Source organism: Tabrizicola flagellatus (genome assembly GCF_046295235.1).
Lineage (GTDB): Bacteria > Pseudomonadota > Alphaproteobacteria > Rhodobacterales > Rhodobacteraceae > Tabrizicola > Tabrizicola flagellata_A.
Genome location: NZ_JBKBLV010000002.1, coordinates 126,632 through 142,783 on the forward strand (window position 1 = coordinate 126,632; position 16,152 = coordinate 142,783).

The 16,152-nt window shown below is 63.6% G+C and carries 16 protein-coding genes; 2 read left to right on the plus strand and 14 right to left on the minus strand.

Features of this window, described 5'->3' with window-relative positions:
- Positions 1–73: 73 nt before the first annotated feature.
- Complete coding sequence (guaD, locus tag ACK4IU_RS01450) at positions 74–1,348, minus strand: guanine deaminase (RefSeq protein WP_409730904.1); 1,275 nt, start codon at positions 1,346–1,348, stop codon at positions 74–76.
- Positions 1,349–1,471: 123 nt separating this feature from the next.
- Between guaD and mgtE the strand changes: the two genes are divergently transcribed.
- The gene (gene mgtE / locus ACK4IU_RS01455; protein WP_409730906.1) at positions 1,472–2,842 is read left to right on the plus strand and encodes a magnesium transporter; all 1,371 of its coding nucleotides are present in this window, start codon (positions 1,472–1,474) and stop codon (positions 2,840–2,842) included.
- On the plus strand, positions 2,839–3,384 hold the full coding sequence (locus ACK4IU_RS01460) for a 5-formyltetrahydrofolate cyclo-ligase (RefSeq protein ID WP_409730908.1): 546 nt from the start codon (positions 2,839–2,841) through the stop codon (positions 3,382–3,384). Before mgtE ends, ACK4IU_RS01460 begins: the two co-directional genes overlap by 4 nt.
- Before the next feature lie 71 nt (positions 3,385–3,455).
- On the opposite strand, the gene ACK4IU_RS01465 is transcribed toward ACK4IU_RS01460, so the two are convergent.
- From ACK4IU_RS01465 to ACK4IU_RS01525, 13 genes are all read right to left on the minus strand, one after another.
- On the minus strand, positions 3,456–4,772 hold the full coding sequence (locus ACK4IU_RS01465; protein WP_409730910.1) for an ATPase: 1,317 nt from the start codon (positions 4,770–4,772) through the stop codon (positions 3,456–3,458).
- Positions 4,773–4,834: 62 nt separating this feature from the next.
- Positions 4,835–5,332, minus strand: coding sequence for a prepilin peptidase (locus ACK4IU_RS01470; protein ID WP_409730911.1), 498 nt, complete (start codon positions 5,330–5,332; stop codon positions 4,835–4,837).
- On the minus strand, positions 5,332–6,189 hold the full coding sequence (locus ACK4IU_RS01475) for a tetratricopeptide repeat protein (protein ID WP_409730913.1): 858 nt from the start codon (positions 6,187–6,189) through the stop codon (positions 5,332–5,334). Before ACK4IU_RS01475 ends, ACK4IU_RS01470 begins: the two co-directional genes overlap by 1 nt.
- A 51-nt stretch (positions 6,190–6,240) precedes the next feature.
- A complete protein-coding gene (locus ACK4IU_RS01480; protein WP_409730915.1) occupies positions 6,241–6,801 on the minus strand; it encodes a tetratricopeptide repeat protein in 561 nt (186 codons plus the stop codon).
- An 18-nt stretch (positions 6,802–6,819) separates the two neighbouring features.
- On the minus strand, positions 6,820–7,803 hold the full coding sequence (locus tag ACK4IU_RS01485) for a type II secretion system F family protein (RefSeq protein WP_409730917.1): 984 nt from the start codon (positions 7,801–7,803) through the stop codon (positions 6,820–6,822).
- A 9-nt stretch (positions 7,804–7,812) separates the two neighbouring features.
- Positions 7,813–8,781, minus strand: coding sequence for a type II secretion system F family protein (locus tag ACK4IU_RS01490; protein WP_409730919.1), 969 nt, complete (start codon positions 8,779–8,781; stop codon positions 7,813–7,815).
- A gap of 5 nt (positions 8,782–8,786) precedes the next feature.
- Positions 8,787–10,235, minus strand: a complete 1,449-nt coding sequence (locus ACK4IU_RS01495; RefSeq protein WP_409730921.1) for a CpaF family protein — start codon at positions 10,233–10,235, stop codon at positions 8,787–8,789.
- Positions 10,236–10,252: 17 nt separating this feature from the next.
- Positions 10,253–11,512: a CpaE family protein gene (locus tag ACK4IU_RS01500; RefSeq protein WP_409730923.1), complete on the minus strand. Its 1,260-nt coding sequence runs from the start codon at positions 11,510–11,512 to the stop codon at positions 10,253–10,255.
- Between the two features lie 246 nt (positions 11,513–11,758).
- The gene (locus ACK4IU_RS01505; protein WP_409730925.1) at positions 11,759–12,415 is read right to left on the minus strand and encodes an OmpA family protein; all 657 of its coding nucleotides are present in this window, start codon (positions 12,413–12,415) and stop codon (positions 11,759–11,761) included.
- A 4-nt stretch (positions 12,416–12,419) separates the two neighbouring features.
- The gene (locus tag ACK4IU_RS01510) at positions 12,420–13,811 is read right to left on the minus strand and encodes a type II and III secretion system protein family protein (protein WP_409730927.1); all 1,392 of its coding nucleotides are present in this window, start codon (positions 13,809–13,811) and stop codon (positions 12,420–12,422) included.
- 212 nt (positions 13,812–14,023) lie between these two features.
- Positions 14,024–14,884 carry a Flp pilus assembly protein CpaB gene (gene cpaB, locus ACK4IU_RS01515; RefSeq protein WP_409730929.1) on the minus strand — a complete coding sequence of 287 codons (861 nt, stop codon included), beginning with the start codon at positions 14,882–14,884 and terminating at the stop codon, positions 14,024–14,026.
- Between the two features lie 381 nt (positions 14,885–15,265).
- A complete protein-coding gene (locus ACK4IU_RS01520; protein ID WP_409730931.1) occupies positions 15,266–15,475 on the minus strand; it encodes a Flp family type IVb pilin in 210 nt (69 codons plus the stop codon).
- A gap of 450 nt (positions 15,476–15,925) precedes the next feature.
- Positions 15,926–16,152, minus strand: a 227-nt coding sequence (locus ACK4IU_RS01525; protein ID WP_409730933.1) for a hypothetical protein, incomplete at its 5' end; no start/stop codon positions are given.

The window sequence follows — 16,152 nt, forward strand, 5'->3', positions numbered from 1 at the left end:
CAGCCATCCGGGGGCGGGTGATCGGCACCAAGGCGCGCCATGCACCAGACATTGGCACTGGTTCGATCGACTTTCAACCGCGCCTTTGCCCGCCCACCCAGACCTCGGCAACGGCGCGGTCGTCACCCATCATGATCGTCGGGAAAAGCTGCTGCCAGAGCGTCTCGGCCCGCCGCGTCGCCTGTTCGATGGCAGGCGTCGAGGCGAGGTCGATCACCACCAGATCCGCCTCCATCCCCGGCGCGATGTTGCCGATCCTGTCCTCGGCATGCAGCGCGCGGGCAGAGCCTTGCGTCGCCAGCCACCAGAGCTGCGCGGGGTGTAGCGACTGGCCGCGCAGCTGGGCCACCTCGTAGGCGGCAGCCATGGTGTGCAGCATGGAGAAGTTCGACCCGCCCCCGGTGTCGGTGGCCAGCCCCACGCGCAGGCTTTGCGCAAGGCCCATGTCGAACAGGCCCGAGCCGATGAAGGTGTTCGAGGTCGGGCAATGGACGAGCGACGCCCCCGCCTCGGCAAGCCGCGCGCGTTCGCGGTCGGTCAGGTGGATGGCATGGCCATAGACCGCGCCTTCGCGCAACAGGCCCTGCGCCTCGTAGGTGTCGAGATAGTCACGCGACTGGGGAAAGAGGTCGCGGACCCAGGCGATCTCGTCGGTCTGCTCGGAGAGGTGGGTCTGCATCAGGCAGTCGGGATATTCGCGCCAGAGCGCGCCGAGGGCCGCCAGTTGCTCGGGCGTCGAGGTCGGCGAGAAGCGGGGGGTGATGACGTAGGACAGGCGGTCCACCCCGTGCCATTTCTGCAAGAGGCGCTTCGAATCGTCGTAAGCCGATTGCGCGGTGTCGCGCAGTCCCTCGGGCGCGTTGCGGTCCATGCAGGTCTTGCCGGCGAAAAGCCGCATGCCGCGCGCCTGGGCGGCGGTGAAGATCGCGTCCACGCTGGCCGGATGGATCGTGGCATAGGAGCAGACGGTGGTGGTCCCGCGCGCCAGCACCAGGTCGAGATAGCGGTTCGCGATCTCTTGCGCATAGGCAGGGTCGGCAAAGCGCATCTCTTCGGGGAAGGTGTAGCTGTTCAGCCAGTCGATCAGCCGCTTGCCCCAGGAGGCGATGATCGCGGTCTGGGGATAGTGGACATGGGCGTCGATGAAGCCGGCCGAGATCAGCCGGTCGCCGTGGTCATGCAGCCGGGCCTCGGGATAGCGGGCGCGCAGGTCAGTGGCCTCGCCCACCGCGACGATCCGGCCTTCGTCCACGGCGACCGCGCCCTTTTGATGGTGGTGAGCGGCCTCGATGCCGTCGCGGAACGGGTCTCCGTCGAAGCGGATGACCTGGCCAATGAGAAGATCCATGGACACTATCCCCTTGTCTCGCCGCCAGACTAAGGGCATTCCGGTCCGGGGTAAATTTGCCGGGCGCCCCTGTTTCGGTGAAACTGTTTTCGCCTGGGACGCGGCAATCGGATGGGGGCGCGCATGGCGGAAGACCAGGCAGAGGCCGAAGACGTGGCGCTGGACCAGGACCGCATCGACGCGGTGCTGGAGGCGGTCGAGGCTGGCAACCGCGAGGCCGTCGATGCGCTGATGGAGCCGCTGCACGCCGCTGACATCGCCGACCTGCTGGAACAGATCGGTCCGGGCGACCGGCGGGCTCTCTTGGCACTCTGGTCGCACGAGATCGACGGCGAGATCCTGTCCGAGATCAGCGAGGACATCCGGGAAGAGGTCGTCGAGGCCCTTCCGCGCGAGGTGCTGGTCGAGGCGGTGCGCGACCTTGAGACCGACGATGTCGTCGACCTGCTGGAAGACCTGGAACAGCCGCAGCAGGACATCATCCTGGACGCGCTGGAGGATGCCGACCGGGTCGCGGTCGAGCAGGCGATGTCCTACCCGGAATATTCCGCCGGCCGCCTGATGCAGCGCGAGGTGGTGGTGGCGCCGGAACACTGGACCGTAGGCGAAACCATCGATTTCCTGCGGAAGGCCGAGCATCTGCCGGATCAGTTCTACCATGTGATCCTGGTCGATCCCCGGATGAAGCCGGTGGGCTATGCCACGCTGGGGCGCATCCTGTCCTCGGGCCGCGACGCCAAGCTGGCCGACATCGTCGAAGACAGCTTCCGCACCATCGAGGCGACCGACCCCGAGGCCGACGTGGCCTATATCTTCAACCAGTATCACCTGATCTCCTGCCCGGTGGTGGACGAGGGCGGCCGGCTGGTCGGCGTCATCACCATCGACGACGCGATGAACGTGCTGGACGAGGAGCACGAGGAGGACATGCTGCGCCTTGCCGGCGTGGGCGACGAGGCGAGCGTCAACGACGGCGCGGTCGAGACGGCGCGGCAACGGCTGCCCTGGTTGGTGGTGAACCTGTTCACCGCGTCGCTCTCGGCGCTGGTGATCAGCCAGTTCGAGGGGACCATCTCGGCGCTGGTGGCGCTGGCGGCGCTGATGCCGATCGTGGCGTCGACCGGCGGGATCGCGGGGACGCAATCCCTCGCGGTGGCGGTGCGGGCGCTGGCGACGCGCGACCTGACGCAGGCCAACGCGGGCCGGGTGATCTGGCGCGAGCTTGGGGCGGGGATCCTGAACGGGCTGGGCCTGGCGCTGATCCTGGGCGCGGCAGGGACGCTGATCTTCGGCGACTGGCACCTGGGGCTGGTGCTGGCCATGGCGATGATCGTGAACCAGATCGTCGCGGCGCTGGGCGGCGTGCTGGTGCCCCTGACGCTGGAACGCCTGGGGCTCGACCCGGCGCTGGCCTCCGGGACCTTCGTGACCACGCTGACCGACGTGATGGGGTTCTTTGCCTTCCTGGGGCTGGCGACGGTGATGCTGTTATGAGCGATGTGAAAGCGGCGGCGCGGGCGGCGGCCTTTGCCCGCAGGGCCGATGCCTTTGCGGCAGGGCAGGGGCAGGCAGCCGAGATCCTGGCGGACTTCCTTGCGCCGCACGCCGGGAAGGTCCTGTCGGGCTACATGCCGATGCGGACCGAGATCGACCCGCTGCCGGCCATGGCCGCGCATCAGGGGACGGTGGGGGTGCCTGTCATCATGGCCAAGGCGACACCCCTGCGGTTCCGGGAATGGTCGCCGGGCTGCAAGCTGGTCGAGGGCGCGTTCAAGGCGATGATCCCCGAAGAGGGCGCCTGGGTCGAACCCGATGTGCTGATCGTGCCGCTTCTGGCCTGGGACCGGCGGGGGTTCCGCCTGGGGTATGGCGGGGGCTTCTACGACCGAACCCTTGCCGGCCTGCGGGCGCGGGGGCCGGTGCTTGCGGTGGGGTTCGCCTTCGCGGCGCAGGAGGTCGAGGCGGTGCCGACGGACGAGTTCGACCAGCGGCTGGATGCGGTCGTAACGGAACGGGGCGTCACGGTCTTTGCGTGACCGCTCGTCGATGACTTCGTCACTCCTCGCGTGCCCGAGGAGGAGACGAAGTCGAACGACGAGGGACCGGGTCAGTGCGCGATGTCTTCCTGGCGGACGAACATGTTGCCCCAGGCGCGGTCGATGAGTTCCGGGGTCATCTGGTAGGGGATGTTCTCGAACTCGCAGACCGCGATCATCTGGTCGATCAGGAAGGTCGGCTGGTAGTTCGCATAGTTGTTCTGGATCGTCGGGAACTTGACCTTCATCAGGTGCATCAGCGCGGTTTCGTCCAGCGGCATCTTCTTCTTGCGCGCCACCATGGCGAAGATCTTCAGGAAGTTCTCCTGGCTCGGCCCGTCGATCTTGATCTTGAAGAAGATCCGCCGCAGCGCCGCGCCGTCGAAGATCTGGTTGGGGTGGAAGTTCGTCGAGAAGATGACGAGCGTGTCGAAGGGCACGGTGAACTTCTCGCCCGATTGCAGCGCGAGGATGTCGCGCGATTCCTCCAGCGGCACGATCCAGCGGTTGACGATCTTTTGCGGCGGCTCGGCCTGACGGCCGAGGTCGTCGATGATGAAGATTCCGCCGGTGGCCTTGAGCTGCAGCGGCGCCTGATAGGTCCGCGCGGTGGGGTTGTAGGCGAGGTCGAGCATGTCGAGCGACAGTTCGCCGCCGGTGATGACCGAGGGGCGCTCGCAATAGACATAGCGGTTGTCGAAGCGGTTCGAGGTGCGGCGCAGAGAGTTCGGGTCATCCACGGCCATCTCGGCGGCGGCATGGACGATCGGGTCGTAAACCGAAATGATCTGGCCGGAATATTCGATGGCGCGGGGCACATAGACCTTGTCGCCAAGCGCGGCACGGATGCCGTGCGAGATCGAGGACTTGCCGTTGCCGGGCGGGCCGTACAGGAGGATCGAGCGGCCCGAGGTGACGGCGGGTCCGAGGTTGTCGATCAGGTCGGGCGGCAGGATCAGGTGACCCATGCCGGAGAGGAGCTGTTCGCGGTTCAGGCGGATGTCGCGGACCGACTGGCGCTTGATCTGCACCGAATACTGGTCGAGCGGCACCGGCATCGCGCCGTAGTATTCCGACTGCGACAGCGCATCGAGCGCGCGCGCCTTGCCGGCGTCCGTCAGTTCGTAGGCCATTTCGTTCGACGCAGTCGCCGACATCGTGCCCATCGCGGTCAGAAGTTTCTGCGTCCGGGCGAGGTCCACCAGTTCCTGGGTCAGCGGCACGGGCAGGCAGATGACCTTGGCCAGCGCCGAGACCTGCGACTGGTTGGTGCGGAACATCGTCTTCAACAGGATGTCGCGCATCGTGATGATCGACAGGCCGGTATCTTCCAGCGTGCGAGGGGAGGGCGGCGGTTGCACGCCCGACACCGGGGCCTCAGCGTTCATAGGGCAAGCTCCGTGGACAATCTAGCGCAGGTTCGCGCATTGAGTCGTAAACGTGACTTGTGTCAGCCCTGTGGCCAGATGACGGCAAGAAGATAGACGATGACGATTGCGGACAGTGCCAGACCGAAGGGGAAGTAGCGCCGCTTGGTCCAGCTTTCCCAGTCGGGCGTGGCGTTGCGCACCCATGGAATGCTGCGCAGAAGCCTGTGGACGACCAGCGCGCCGACCATGCAGAGGAAGATGATGAGGAGGATCTCGCCGATGTTGCCGCCGACGAAAAGGCCGGCCATCGCCGCGGCGAACTTGGCATCGCCGGCCCCGAAGGTGCCGGTCAGATACATCAGGAAGCCCGCGACGAACACGATCGCCATCAGCGCGAAGCCCCAGGCCCAGACGGTCAGCGTCGGCGACACATACCAGCCGAGCAGCGGCCAGACCGCCGCCATGGCCAGGACGGAGGCATTGGGGATCTTCATCCGTTTCAAGTCCGACAGCGCCGCCCAGATCGCGATGGGCAGCACGGGGACGAGAAGGATCATCGCATCGGTCGGCTCTAGCATCAGGTTTTCACATTCGCATCAAGAGCTTGCAGGCTGCGCACCGCGGCTTCGAAATGCTGCGGGTGCGTCTCGATCGCCTGGTTCAGCAGGCTTTTCCCGACCGAGACGTCGCCCTGCTTGATGGCGGCAAGCGCCATGGAATACAGCATCTCGGCCCGTTCAACCTGCGTCATCCGCACGACCGGCAGATCATACTTGCGCTGGGCCGCCCGAGCGAGGACCAGGTTGTTTTTCGCGGTGAAGAGGCCCGGATCGTAGGTCAGCGCCTCAGTGAACAGCTTCTCGGCACCTGCTGCATCGCCACGGGTGAGCTTGGAGAAGCCCCAGTTGTTCAGCACCCCGGCCGGCGTCGTGGTCAAGCCGGCGGCGATCTCGTAGAAGCTGTCGGCCTTCTTCCAGTTCTTGTCGCTGTCGGCCACCATCGCCTCCAGCCGATAGCGGTCGTAGGTTTCGTGCGTCGGCGGGATCTGGTTCAGTTCGGCCTTGGCCTCGGGCCACTGGTTCGATCGGATCAGCGCATCGGCCAGCATCACCCGGTCCTCCGGGGTTGAATCCTTGTGCGCGACCGCGTTGCGCCAGACCTGCGCCGCCTCGGTCGGCTTCTGGGCCCGGGTCAGCGAGCGAGCCAGGCCCCGCATCAGGTCGATGCGGTCGGGGTTCTGTTGCAGGGTGCGGGTGAAATAGGCGACGGCCTCGTTCGGGTCGGCGACCGTCATCATCACGTCGTTGAGGTTGGTTTCGTCAACGACGTTCACGTCCTTGAGTGCCCGTTGGACCTGTGCGTCAGAGTTCTTCTGACAAGCCGACAAGGCGACTGCGCCGCCAAGGCACAGCACTACGAAAGCCGGATGGCGCATCTTCAGCGTCCTTTTTGTTGACTGCCCGTATCGTCTTGGACGTGCCGCCGCCTAGAGATCGGAGAGAAGGACATATTTGCCCTTTTCCTGCCGGACCAGACGGAACCCGCCTTTTTGTTCTTCTTGTTGAGGATCATACACCTTCGCCTCGCTTTGCGCGATAGCGAGCATCAGATTTTCGCGGATCGAGTCCGTTTCGCCACTATCCAGCGCAAAGGCGCGCTGGAACAGGACCCGCGCCTCGCCGGTCTGGCCCTGCTCCATCTTCACCACGCCCAGATTGTTCACGGCAGGGACAAAATTCGGATCGAGCTCCAGCGCGCGCTTCAGCATCTTCTCGGCCTGGCCGAGCCGCCCGAGCGCAAGGTTGGCCGAACCGATCGACGACAGCACATCCGCGTTGATTCCGGTTTCGGAGGCTGCACGAAGATAGGCCTTCAGCGCCAGCTCGTGCTCGCCCGCGTCCATCAGCCGGTGGCCGACGGTCATCCCGTCCACGGCTTCGCCCCGGGCATCCACGCCATAGGGATTGTTCCGGGAAACGCCGCTGGCCGGCACGCAGCCGGCCAGGAGAAGCGCAGAACACAGTGTCAGGACGACTGCCTTGCGCAAGTCACATACCGCTCGGTCCTAGAGGCCGCCCGCGAGTTGGGTCAGCATTGTCACCATCCCGTAAACGGAAGGCCCAATCAGAATGACCAGAAGCGGCGGAACTGTAAACAGCATTGTGCCGAGCGTCAGTTTGGTCGGCAACATGTTGGCCTTTTCCTCGGCCCGCATGATGCGCTTGTCGCGCATGTCGGCCGAATAGACGCGCAAGGCGTCGGCGACCGAGGTGCCGAAGGTGGCCGACTGGATGATTGTCGTCACGAAGGAGGCCACGTCGGGCACGCCCACACGTTCGGCCATGTCCTTCAGCACCGCGATGCGTTCCTTGCCGGCCTTCACCTCTTGCGCGACCATGTCGAATTCGTCGGCCAGCGCCGGATAGCCCGCCCGGCTTTCCTTGCCGACACGGATGATCGACTGGTCCAGCGACTGACCGGCCTCGACGCAGACCAGCATCAGGTCGAGCGCATCGGGGAAGCCTTCGATGATCTCGTTCTGGCGCTGCTTGACGCGCTTGTTCACCCAGTAGCGCGGCAGGTAATAGCCGATGGCGCAGGGCAGGATGCTGTGCAGGACAAGGTCGACACCGGACATTTCCTGCGACATCGACTTGACGAGCGCGATGATAAGGCCGCCGACCAGGAACAGGATGGCCAGCAGGAACTGGATCGCGTGGAACATGCGGACCGAATTCTTGCCGGTATAGCCCGCCCGCAGCATCGTCAGCTTGGCGGCCGACAGTTCCTCTTTCTTCTGCGGTTCGAGGAAGTGGGCGAATTTCTCCAGCTTGTCCACGCGCTCGGTCTTGCGCAGGGCGCGCTTCTTGTCCTTGGCGCTGGTCGGCGCCTGTTCCTTCAGCTCGCGAAAGCGGTCGCGCTGGCGTTTCATGACCACCGGCAGGGCCAGCAGCACCAGAAGGAGGCCAAGGAGTCCCACGGCGAGGAGCGGGGCCATCGGCCCGAAACGCTCGGTTATGCCGGACATCAGGTTCGCAAAGAATTCCATGGTCCAGACCTACACTTTGATGTTGGTCATCACCTTCATGTAGATGATGTTGATGATGAGGAAGGTGACGACGAAGAGCGCCGCGGGGATGTACGCCGAGGTGCCCTTGACCTCGTCATAATAGTCGGGCTGAACCACATTGATCATGATCAGCGCGACGATGGGGAAGCCCGACAGGAACATGCCCGACCACTTCGCCTCGGCCGTGATGGCGCGGACACGCCGGAAGAGCTTGAAGCGCGCTCGGACCACCTTGGACAGGCCTTCCAGGATCTCGGCCAGGTTGCCGCCGGATTGCTGCTGGATCGACACGGCCACTGCGAGGAAGCGCAGGTCCTGGCTGTCCATCCGCTCGGCGAAGGCCTTGAGCGATTCCGCCACGTCGCGGCCATAGGCCGCCTCGTCGGCGATGACGCCGAACTCGGAGCCCAGCGGGTCGGGGATCTCCTTGGCCACGATGCCGATGGCGGTCGAGAACGGATGGCCTACCCGCAAGCTGCGAACCATCAGTTCGATGGAATCGGGCAGTTGCTCTTCCAGAAGGCTCATCCGCTTTTTCGCCGTGCTGTTGACCCAGAAGAACACGCCACCCACGCCCATCGCCACGCCCAGCACCAGACGCAGGCCAAGTTCTGCGGCGGTGAAGGCAGAGAGCATCAGGAAGGCAAAGACCGACAGAAGCGCCATGATCCCGATCAGCGCCTGGGGCGAGAAGGCGATGTTCCCGCGCTGCGCCTTCTTGGCCAGCACGGAATACAGCGGGATGTTGCGTGCGTTGAGGTGCTGGTTCATCTCCTTGCGGAGCTGTTCCAGCACCTGTTCGCGGTTCGCGTTCTTTTCCAGAAGCGTCAGGCGCCGGCTTACGCGACTGTTGAGACTGATCGATTTCCCGAAGACGATCAGGTAGATACCGTTGACGATCACGACGACCGCAACGAAGATCATCAGGTAGATCAGGGGGGCTGCGCTGATTTGCATGGCGGTCAGACGATCGGTTCGTAGATGGAGGCCGGCAGGTCGAATCCCCACTGGCGGAAGCGGTCCGAGAAGGCCGAGCGGATGCCGGTCGCGTTGAAGCGGCCGATGATCTTGCCCGAAGGCTCGACCCCCAGGCGCTCAAAGCGGAAGATTTCCTGCATCGAGATGACTTCGCCTTCCATCCCGGTGATTTCGGTCACCGAGGTCATGCGGCGCGTTCCGTCCTGCAGACGGCTGGCCTGAACCATCAGGTTTACGGCCGAGGCGATCTGGCTGCGGACGGCTTTCAAGGGCATCTCGATCCCGGCCATGGCGACCATGTTTTCCAGACGCGAGATGGCGTCGCGCGGGTTGTTGGCGTGGATCGTGGTCATCGAGCCGTCGTGGCCGGTGTTCATGGCCTGCAACATGTCGATGACCTCTTCACCCCGGGTTTCCCCCACGATGATGCGGTCAGGACGCATACGCAGCGCGTTCCTCAGGCAGTCGCGCTGGGTGACTGCACCCTTGCCTTCGACGTTGGCCGGGCGGCTTTCCATCCGGCCCACATGGACCTGTTGCAGCTGAAGTTCGGCGGTATCCTCGATGGTCAGCACGCGCTCGTGGTTGTCGATGAATGACGACAGCGCGTTGAGCGTGGTCGTCTTACCGGAACCCGTACCGCCCGAGACGATGATGTTCAGCCGGCAGGACACGGCGGCCTGGAGATAGGCGGCCATTTCCTCGGTGAAGGCTCCGAAGCGGACGAGATCCTCGATCTTCAGCTTGTCCTTCTTGAATTTCCGGATCGAGACGAGCGACCCGTCCACCGCGATCGGCGGGATCATGCAGTTGAAGCGGCTACCGTCGGCAAGACGGGCGTCGCAGTAGGGGTTCGATTCATCGACGCGGCGACCCACGGCGGAAACGATCTTGTCGATGATGCGCAGAAGGTGGCGTTCGTCGCGGAAGGTGACATCCGACAGCTGCAGCTTGCCGGCGCGTTCGACGAAGATACGCTTCGGCCCGTTGACCAGGATATCGCTGATCGTCTCGTCCTTCAGCAGCGGCTCCAGCGGACCGAGACCCATGACCTCGTCGTAGAGCTCTTGCGTCAGGGCGAGGCGGTCTTCCTTGTTCAGCGCGACGGACATTTCGTCCAGCGCCTCGTTGGTCAGGGCCGCGATTTCGCCCCTGAGCGACTGCTCGGTCGCCGATTCGATGGCCGAGAGGTTCAGGTCCTCGAGAAGCCGCTTGTGGATTTCGACCTTCAGTTCGGTCAGGCGCTCCTTGCGCTTCTTCTCCTTGTCGGCGGCCATGGCCTCGGCCGCAGCGCGCTGCTGGACCGCGGGCTGCTGGGCGGCGCGAGCCGCAGATGCAAAGGGCGCCTTGTCGGCAACCTGGCTGACGGGCGCCAGCCCCCCGGTGGACGGGGTGGAACCGGCGGGAGTATCTTTCTTGAACCGACTGAACACGGACTGTTCCCCCTAGATCAGGCTTTTGCGGTTTCGGCAGATTTGTTCAGATCGTACAAGGACTTGGCGAGCTTTTGCAGTTCCTTGCGCAGGATGTTCTTGTTCGCGCTTTCGGCGATGGGCAGGCCGTGGTCGTTGGCTTGCGTCACCTGTTCGCCGCCATCGGGCAGCTGCACTTCGATGTCGATGTCAAGGCTTTCAGCCATCCGCTTGACCCGCGCCTTGGCCGAGAGGTCGGTGAATTTCGGCGCGCGATTCAGAACGTAGCGCACCTTGTCATGCGGCAGAGCCTCGGCCTTCAGCGCCCGTATGAAGCGCAGGATGTTCTGGGCAGAGCGCAGGTCGAGTTCGAGCAGCGCGAAGTAGACATGTGCGCGCGTCAGCACCGCTTCGGTCCAGGCGACCACGGTCGTCGGCATGTCGACGATGACGAAGTCGAAGTTGGCCTGGGCTGTGTCGAGGATGCGGCCGATGTCTTCCGGGGTTATCATCTCGAGCGGCAGCATGTCGGCCGGCGCGGTGAAGACGTGCAGCTTTTCGTTGAAGGTCAGCATCGACTTCATCAGCGCGTCGGCATCGATGGCCGCGGTATCGGTCAGGATCTCGAGAACGGCCTCCTTGCGGGGGAGGTCCAGATAGGTAGCGACAGAGCCGAATTGCAGGTCGAGGTCGATCACGCAGACCCGCATGCCTTCGGCTTCGGGGATCAGGCACAATTCCCAGGCGAGGTTTGCGGCGAACGTCGTCGCGCCGACGCCGCCGGCCATGCCATGCACGGGAAGGATCACGCCGTTGCGGTCGCCCCGCGGTTTGTAGACCGGGTTGAAGGTGCCGGTTTCGGGATCGTAGCCGTCCGGCAACACCGGAGCCGGCTTGCGCAAACGTTCGATGGCGTCATGCAGCGCGCCTTCGGGCAGAGGGTAGGGCACGAAGTCGTCGGCCCCGAGCTTGAGCATCTGGTGCAGGACCGAAGGGCTGACCTGGTTGGCGATCAGGAGAACCTTGATCTTCTTGGCCTTGGCCGCCTTGATGACGTCGTTCATCTTTGACAGTTCGGACTCGTCCTCGCTGTCGACGGCGATGGCAACGAACTGCATCCCGGTGCTGTCGGGCTGCTTGAGAAAGACCAGAGCGTCCTCGAAATTGAGGTCTCCCCAGGCCTCGCCCAGTTCGGCTTCCATGTCGTCGATCAGCAGATCGAATCGCTGCACATCGCGCGAAATCGTGCATGCGAGGATCGGTGCAGGATCGCTCTGAACTGTGGCTTTGCTCGTCATCTCGCGTCTGGTCCTTTTGGTGCGGGGCTTTTGTACATAAATTGCAGGTAGTTAGCTTGGAGGCAGAGAGGCTTTCGACCTGTGGAACAACGGACCCCGGAACTCATCCTATCTGGGTGACCTTGTTCAAGAATGGTGGCGATATTTGGGCTAAAAGGGCCTGTTTCTGGGATTATCACGATTATGGAAACGAAGAGGCCGGGCACATGGCCCGGCCTCCTGTCAGGTGATCCTGCGGCGGATTTGTCAGCCGCCACCCTGGCCCGTTGCGTCGGCGGCTGTCGTTGTATGCGGGCGCGTGGCGCTGGTCACATATTCGCGCCAGATGATCTCGGCGTACTTGCCGTTCAGCACCAGGGGATGCGACTTCACGAAGCCCGAGACCTCGGTCACGGTGCGGCGGTTGCGCTGTTCCGGCTGGCTGGTCTGGATGATTGGGCGGGTCTTGCCATAGCTTACCACCGCTTCCAGCCGCGACCGGGAGATCCCCTGCGAGGTCAGATAGGCGACGGCAGCCTGGGCACGACGCAGGCCGAGACGCTGGTTGTAGGCTGCCGAACCGACGAGGTCGGTATGGCCGTAGACGCGGAAACGAACCTCCGGGAACTGGCGGATGAAATTCGCCTGCTTGCGCAGGATATCCATCGCCTCGGGCGTCAGCTGCGCGCTGTCGAACGCGAAGGTGATGGTGTCCGGGACCTCGGCCGCAAAGCGTTCGGCCAGGGCGACGGTGTAGGTCAGCTCTCCGGTCTGGAGCAGCGTGTTGTTCATCGTCGCGTTGCCGAACTGGCCCTTGTCGACCTCCGAGCCAAGCTCTCGGTCCCAGGAGACCGAGGATTCGCCGCAGGCGGTCAGGGCCAGAAGGGCCGACGTGGCCAGGAGTTTGGGAAGCATGCTGGTCATCGCCTTACTCCATCACATAGCCGTAGGACGAGCTGAAGTCCTGCCGCGCCACTTCGGCGGCGGCACCGCGCTTCGGACCCTTCGCCACATCGCCGAACAGGAAAAGCTCGCGTTCTGTCGGGATGCGCACCCGGTCGGTCGGCAGCGCCAGTGCGGCACCGGCCACCGGGCTGACGAGGTGCGGAGTGACGATGATCACAAGTTCGCTCTGCGAGCGCTGGTATTCCGACGAACGGAACAGCGCGCCAAGGATCGGGACGTCGCCGATCCAGGGCAGCTGGGTGTTCAGGTCGCGGAAGTCGTCCTGCAGAAGGCCCGCGATGGCAAAGCTTTCGCCGTCGCGCATTTCGACCGTGGTCGAGGTTTCGCGCCGCTTGAAGGCGTCGATGTTGAAGCCGGACACCGTGATACCGTTGGCCGGGTCGATCGAGGACACCGCCGCGCTGATCGAGAGGTTGATGATGTCCTGGTCGACCACCACCGGGGTGAAGTTCAGTTCCACACCGAAGGGTTTGAATTCGACCGTGACCGTGTTGTTGTCCTGTGACACCGGGACCGGGTATTCACCGCCGGCAAGGAACTTGGCTTCCTGGCCCGACAGCGCGGTCAGGTTCGGTTCCGCCAGTGTGCGCACCATGCCCTTGGATTCGAGGGCTTCGAGCAGCACCTCGAATTCGAGGCCGCCGATCCCGCCGCCGAAGGCGATACCGCCCGCGACGTTCTCTCGCAGGCTCAGAGCCGCACCGATGCCGTTGCCCGTTCCGAGATAGGTGCCGGTTTCGCCGCGCAGGCTGCCGCTGTCCCGGATGGCCAGCGACGAGGACAGGTTCTTCGAGATCGTCCGGTTCACCTCGGCGAAGCGGACCTTCAGCATCACCTGCTGCGTGCCGCCGACCACCATGAGGTTCGACACCCGGTCGGGCGCGTAGCGGTTGGCAAGATCGAGCGCCCGGTCGAGCTTGGCGGTCGAAGAGACCTGGCCCGACAGCACGATGCCGTCATTGGCGGTGCGGACCTCGATGTTCTCGCCCGGGAGGATCTGTTGCAGCCGTTCCTTGAATTCGGCGATGTCGGGGGTGACATGGACATCGACGTTGGAAATCAGTTGCCCGTCCGGCGACAAAAGCGTGAGCGTGGTGCGCCCGGGGGCCTTGCCGAGGACGTAGATGGACTTGTCCGACAGCGTCGAGATGTCGGCGATGCCGGGGTTTGCGATCGAGAGTTCCGCGAAGGGAACATCACTTTCGACGACAACGGCCCGGTTCATCGGAACGTTGAGTGCGTTGGAAGCCTGGCCCTGCATGACGCGCAGAACTTCGGCCGAGACTGGCGTCAGCGCCGTCGATGCGAGACACGCACCAAGATAACCTGCTACCAGGAGTCGTTTCATGTTCATGTGATCTGCCCTTTCGACCACGCCTCGTTTGGGTCTTGAACGCCCTTATGTGTGGGCAGAATGACCCAAGCCCGGTTTTTTTGCAAGAATCAATGATTTGAGGGCTGACCTTGATGTGGATAAACTGCAACAGGTCGCAACGGATTGAAGAATGGAAAGGGCGCGGCCCCATATCATGTGGCCGCGCCCCTTCATTTCGGAAAATCCCCGAACTAGTTGGAACAGGGGATCTCGACGTCGGTTTCGATGACCTGACCGCCGCTGCGCTGCTTGGCGTAGCACTTCTTGACTTCCGGCGCGACGACTTCGGGAGCAACCACTTCCTCGACGATTCCGAGCATGGCCTTGGTGTTGGTTTCCACCGTTCCTTCAACGGTTTCGCTGGCATCGCGGGCAAGCGACAGGGTCAGTCGGCCGGTCGCCTGGGCCTGAGCGAGACGCGCAACCTGTTCCGGGGTCGCGGCGACTGTGACCGTCTGGGCAACAGTGTCCGAGGTCACTTGTCCCTCGTTGATGGCGTTGTCGACAGCGATGACCAGGATCGCGCTTTCGATCTGGCGCGTGATGCCGCCTTCGACACCCGAGACGTTGCCAGTCCAGAGGATGTCGATGTAGTCGTCGGGCTTCACGAAGTTCGAGATCCCCGAATTGGTCCCGACCTTGATCGCGAAGGCACGCTTGCCCTTTTCCAGCTTGGAGGTCAGGTTCGCCAGTTCGCCCGGCTCGGTGACGCGGCTGGCCAGGACCGGCTCGAAGGCCTCGGTCGAGCGCATGATGTAGCGCGGGCCCTTGGCGTTTTCGGGGAAGAGCGTCGCCTTGTCGCGGAAGATCGTCGCCGGCAGGCTCTTTTCCGGCCAGTAGATGGCGACGACATCGTCCTCGGCCAGCGGGTCGCCGTATTTCTTCGGCTTGGCGAAGACGAACACCTCGACCAGCTTGCCGGCCTTGGCGTTGAAGGCCTGCTCCTTCCGCAGGGCGGCTTCAAGATCGGCCATGTACCCCTGGATCATGTAGACCGCCACGCCGGCCAGAGCCATGCCGACGACAAGGACCAACGCGAATACTGCTCTCATTTCTACCTCTGGTGTTCTGGGCGCGACCACAGGTCATCTGCGGCGGCACGCAAGGCTGTAATAGTGGCGGGCACAACCCGGCAAGACACGGATCCGACATCCGCGACTCGAATGGAGTCAACGTCGTCATGCCATGCCTCGACGACATTGCGAGTCAGTTCGTCGCGGTGTCGGCCGGCCGTCATGCGCCTGATTCCATTTCCTGGGCCAAGAAGTCTCACTCGCGACTTTGGCCGTTGAATGCGGCGAAAATTTAGCATTGGTCGGGCATCAATGCCGCGGTGAGTGTCTTACTGTTTCCAGAGGTGTCTGGAAGCCGCGGTCTGACAATGGAAAGGCCGCGCCTCGGCGAGGCGCGGCCTGAACGATGGTCGATCGGTCTTACTGGGTGCAGCCGAGGGCGTTGTCTGCGGTCATGCACGCCTGGGCGTTGCCGAGTTCGGTGTTGATCGCTTCGGCCAGGTTCGACACGGCCGGGCGGACCCAGGAGAAGATCAGGAGGCCGAGGCCCACGACGGCGGCGGTCAGAACGACCCAGTCAACGGTCACGGCGCCGGATTCATCTTTCAGGAAAGCGGAAAACTTGGTCATCGTCTTGTCCCTTTCTAAGGTATGCATCTGTTTCTCAACCGTTCCGTGAGTGGCTGTCGCTGTCGCCTCTGCCGTTCGGTATGAAGCCATATAGCCGTTGAATCATGGCAAGAGTTTGGATCGCATGGGTTATTTCTGGGCCGACGACAAGAATTGCCATGGTTCCAGACAAGCATGAGTAGAATCCTGGGAAATGCCATCTGAGCACTGGCGGGACGTTCGCGGGCACAGCCTTGCGGCGATCAGGCGGAACCCGGGTGGATGAGATCCGACGCTGTCCTGCAATCGGGAACGTGCATGTCCTGCCAGAAAACCAACCAGGGCGTGGGAACGGGGACGCGCATTCCCCGTTGGGCGTGCCCGAACTGCTACTGCCCTTGCATCCTGTTGAAAAGGGAAAAGGCCGCGCTTCTTTCGAAGCGCGGCCTGACTTCTAGAGGAAGTCAGAGATCAGGGGGTGCCGCCGCCAGCACCGCCAGCGCCTGCGGTGGACATGGTGGTCTGGGCGTTGCCGAGCTCGGTGTTGATCGCTTCGGCCAGGTCCGACACGGCCGGGCGGACCCACGAGAAGATCAGGAGGCCGAGGCCCACGACGGCGGCGGTCAGAACCACCCAGTCAACGGTCACGGCGCCGGCTTCGTCTTTCAGGAAAGCGGAGAACTTGGTCATTTGTCTGG

Excerpts from the sequence above, each read along its gene's own strand:
- ACK4IU_RS01465 (WP_409730910.1), bottom strand. The coding sequence starts at position 4,772 with ATGAACGCTGAGGCCCCGGTGTCGGGCGTGCAACCGCCGCCCTCCCCT.
- ACK4IU_RS01460 (WP_409730908.1), top strand. The coding sequence starts at position 2,839 with ATGAGCGATGTGAAAGCGGCGGCGCGGGCGGCGGCCTTTGCCCGCAGG.
- ACK4IU_RS01490 (WP_409730919.1), bottom strand. The coding sequence starts at position 8,781 with ATGCAAATCAGCGCAGCCCCCCTGATCTACCTGATGATCTTCGTTGCG.
- ACK4IU_RS01485 (WP_409730917.1), bottom strand. The coding sequence starts at position 7,803 with ATGGAATTCTTTGCGAACCTGATGTCCGGCATAACCGAGCGTTTCGGG.
- ACK4IU_RS01505 (WP_409730925.1), bottom strand. The coding sequence starts at position 12,415 with ATGACCAGCATGCTTCCCAAACTCCTGGCCACGTCGGCCCTTCTGGCC.
- ACK4IU_RS01470 (WP_409730911.1), bottom strand. The coding sequence starts at position 5,332 with ATGCTAGAGCCGACCGATGCGATGATCCTTCTCGTCCCCGTGCTGCCC.
- ACK4IU_RS01500 (WP_409730923.1), bottom strand. The coding sequence starts at position 11,512 with ATGACGAGCAAAGCCACAGTTCAGAGCGATCCTGCACCGATCCTCGCA.
- mgtE (WP_409730906.1), top strand. The coding sequence starts at position 1,472 with ATGGCGGAAGACCAGGCAGAGGCCGAAGACGTGGCGCTGGACCAGGAC.
- ACK4IU_RS01520 (WP_409730931.1), bottom strand. The coding sequence starts at position 15,475 with ATGACCAAGTTTTCCGCTTTCCTGAAAGATGAATCCGGCGCCGTGACC.
- cpaB (WP_409730929.1), bottom strand. The coding sequence starts at position 14,884 with ATGAGAGCAGTATTCGCGTTGGTCCTTGTCGTCGGCATGGCTCTGGCC.
- ACK4IU_RS01510 (WP_409730927.1), bottom strand. The coding sequence starts at position 13,811 with ATGAACATGAAACGACTCCTGGTAGCAGGTTATCTTGGTGCGTGTCTC.
- guaD (WP_409730904.1), bottom strand. The coding sequence starts at position 1,348 with ATGGATCTTCTCATTGGCCAGGTCATCCGCTTCGACGGAGACCCGTTC.
- ACK4IU_RS01475 (WP_409730913.1), bottom strand. The coding sequence starts at position 6,189 with ATGCGCCATCCGGCTTTCGTAGTGCTGTGCCTTGGCGGCGCAGTCGCC.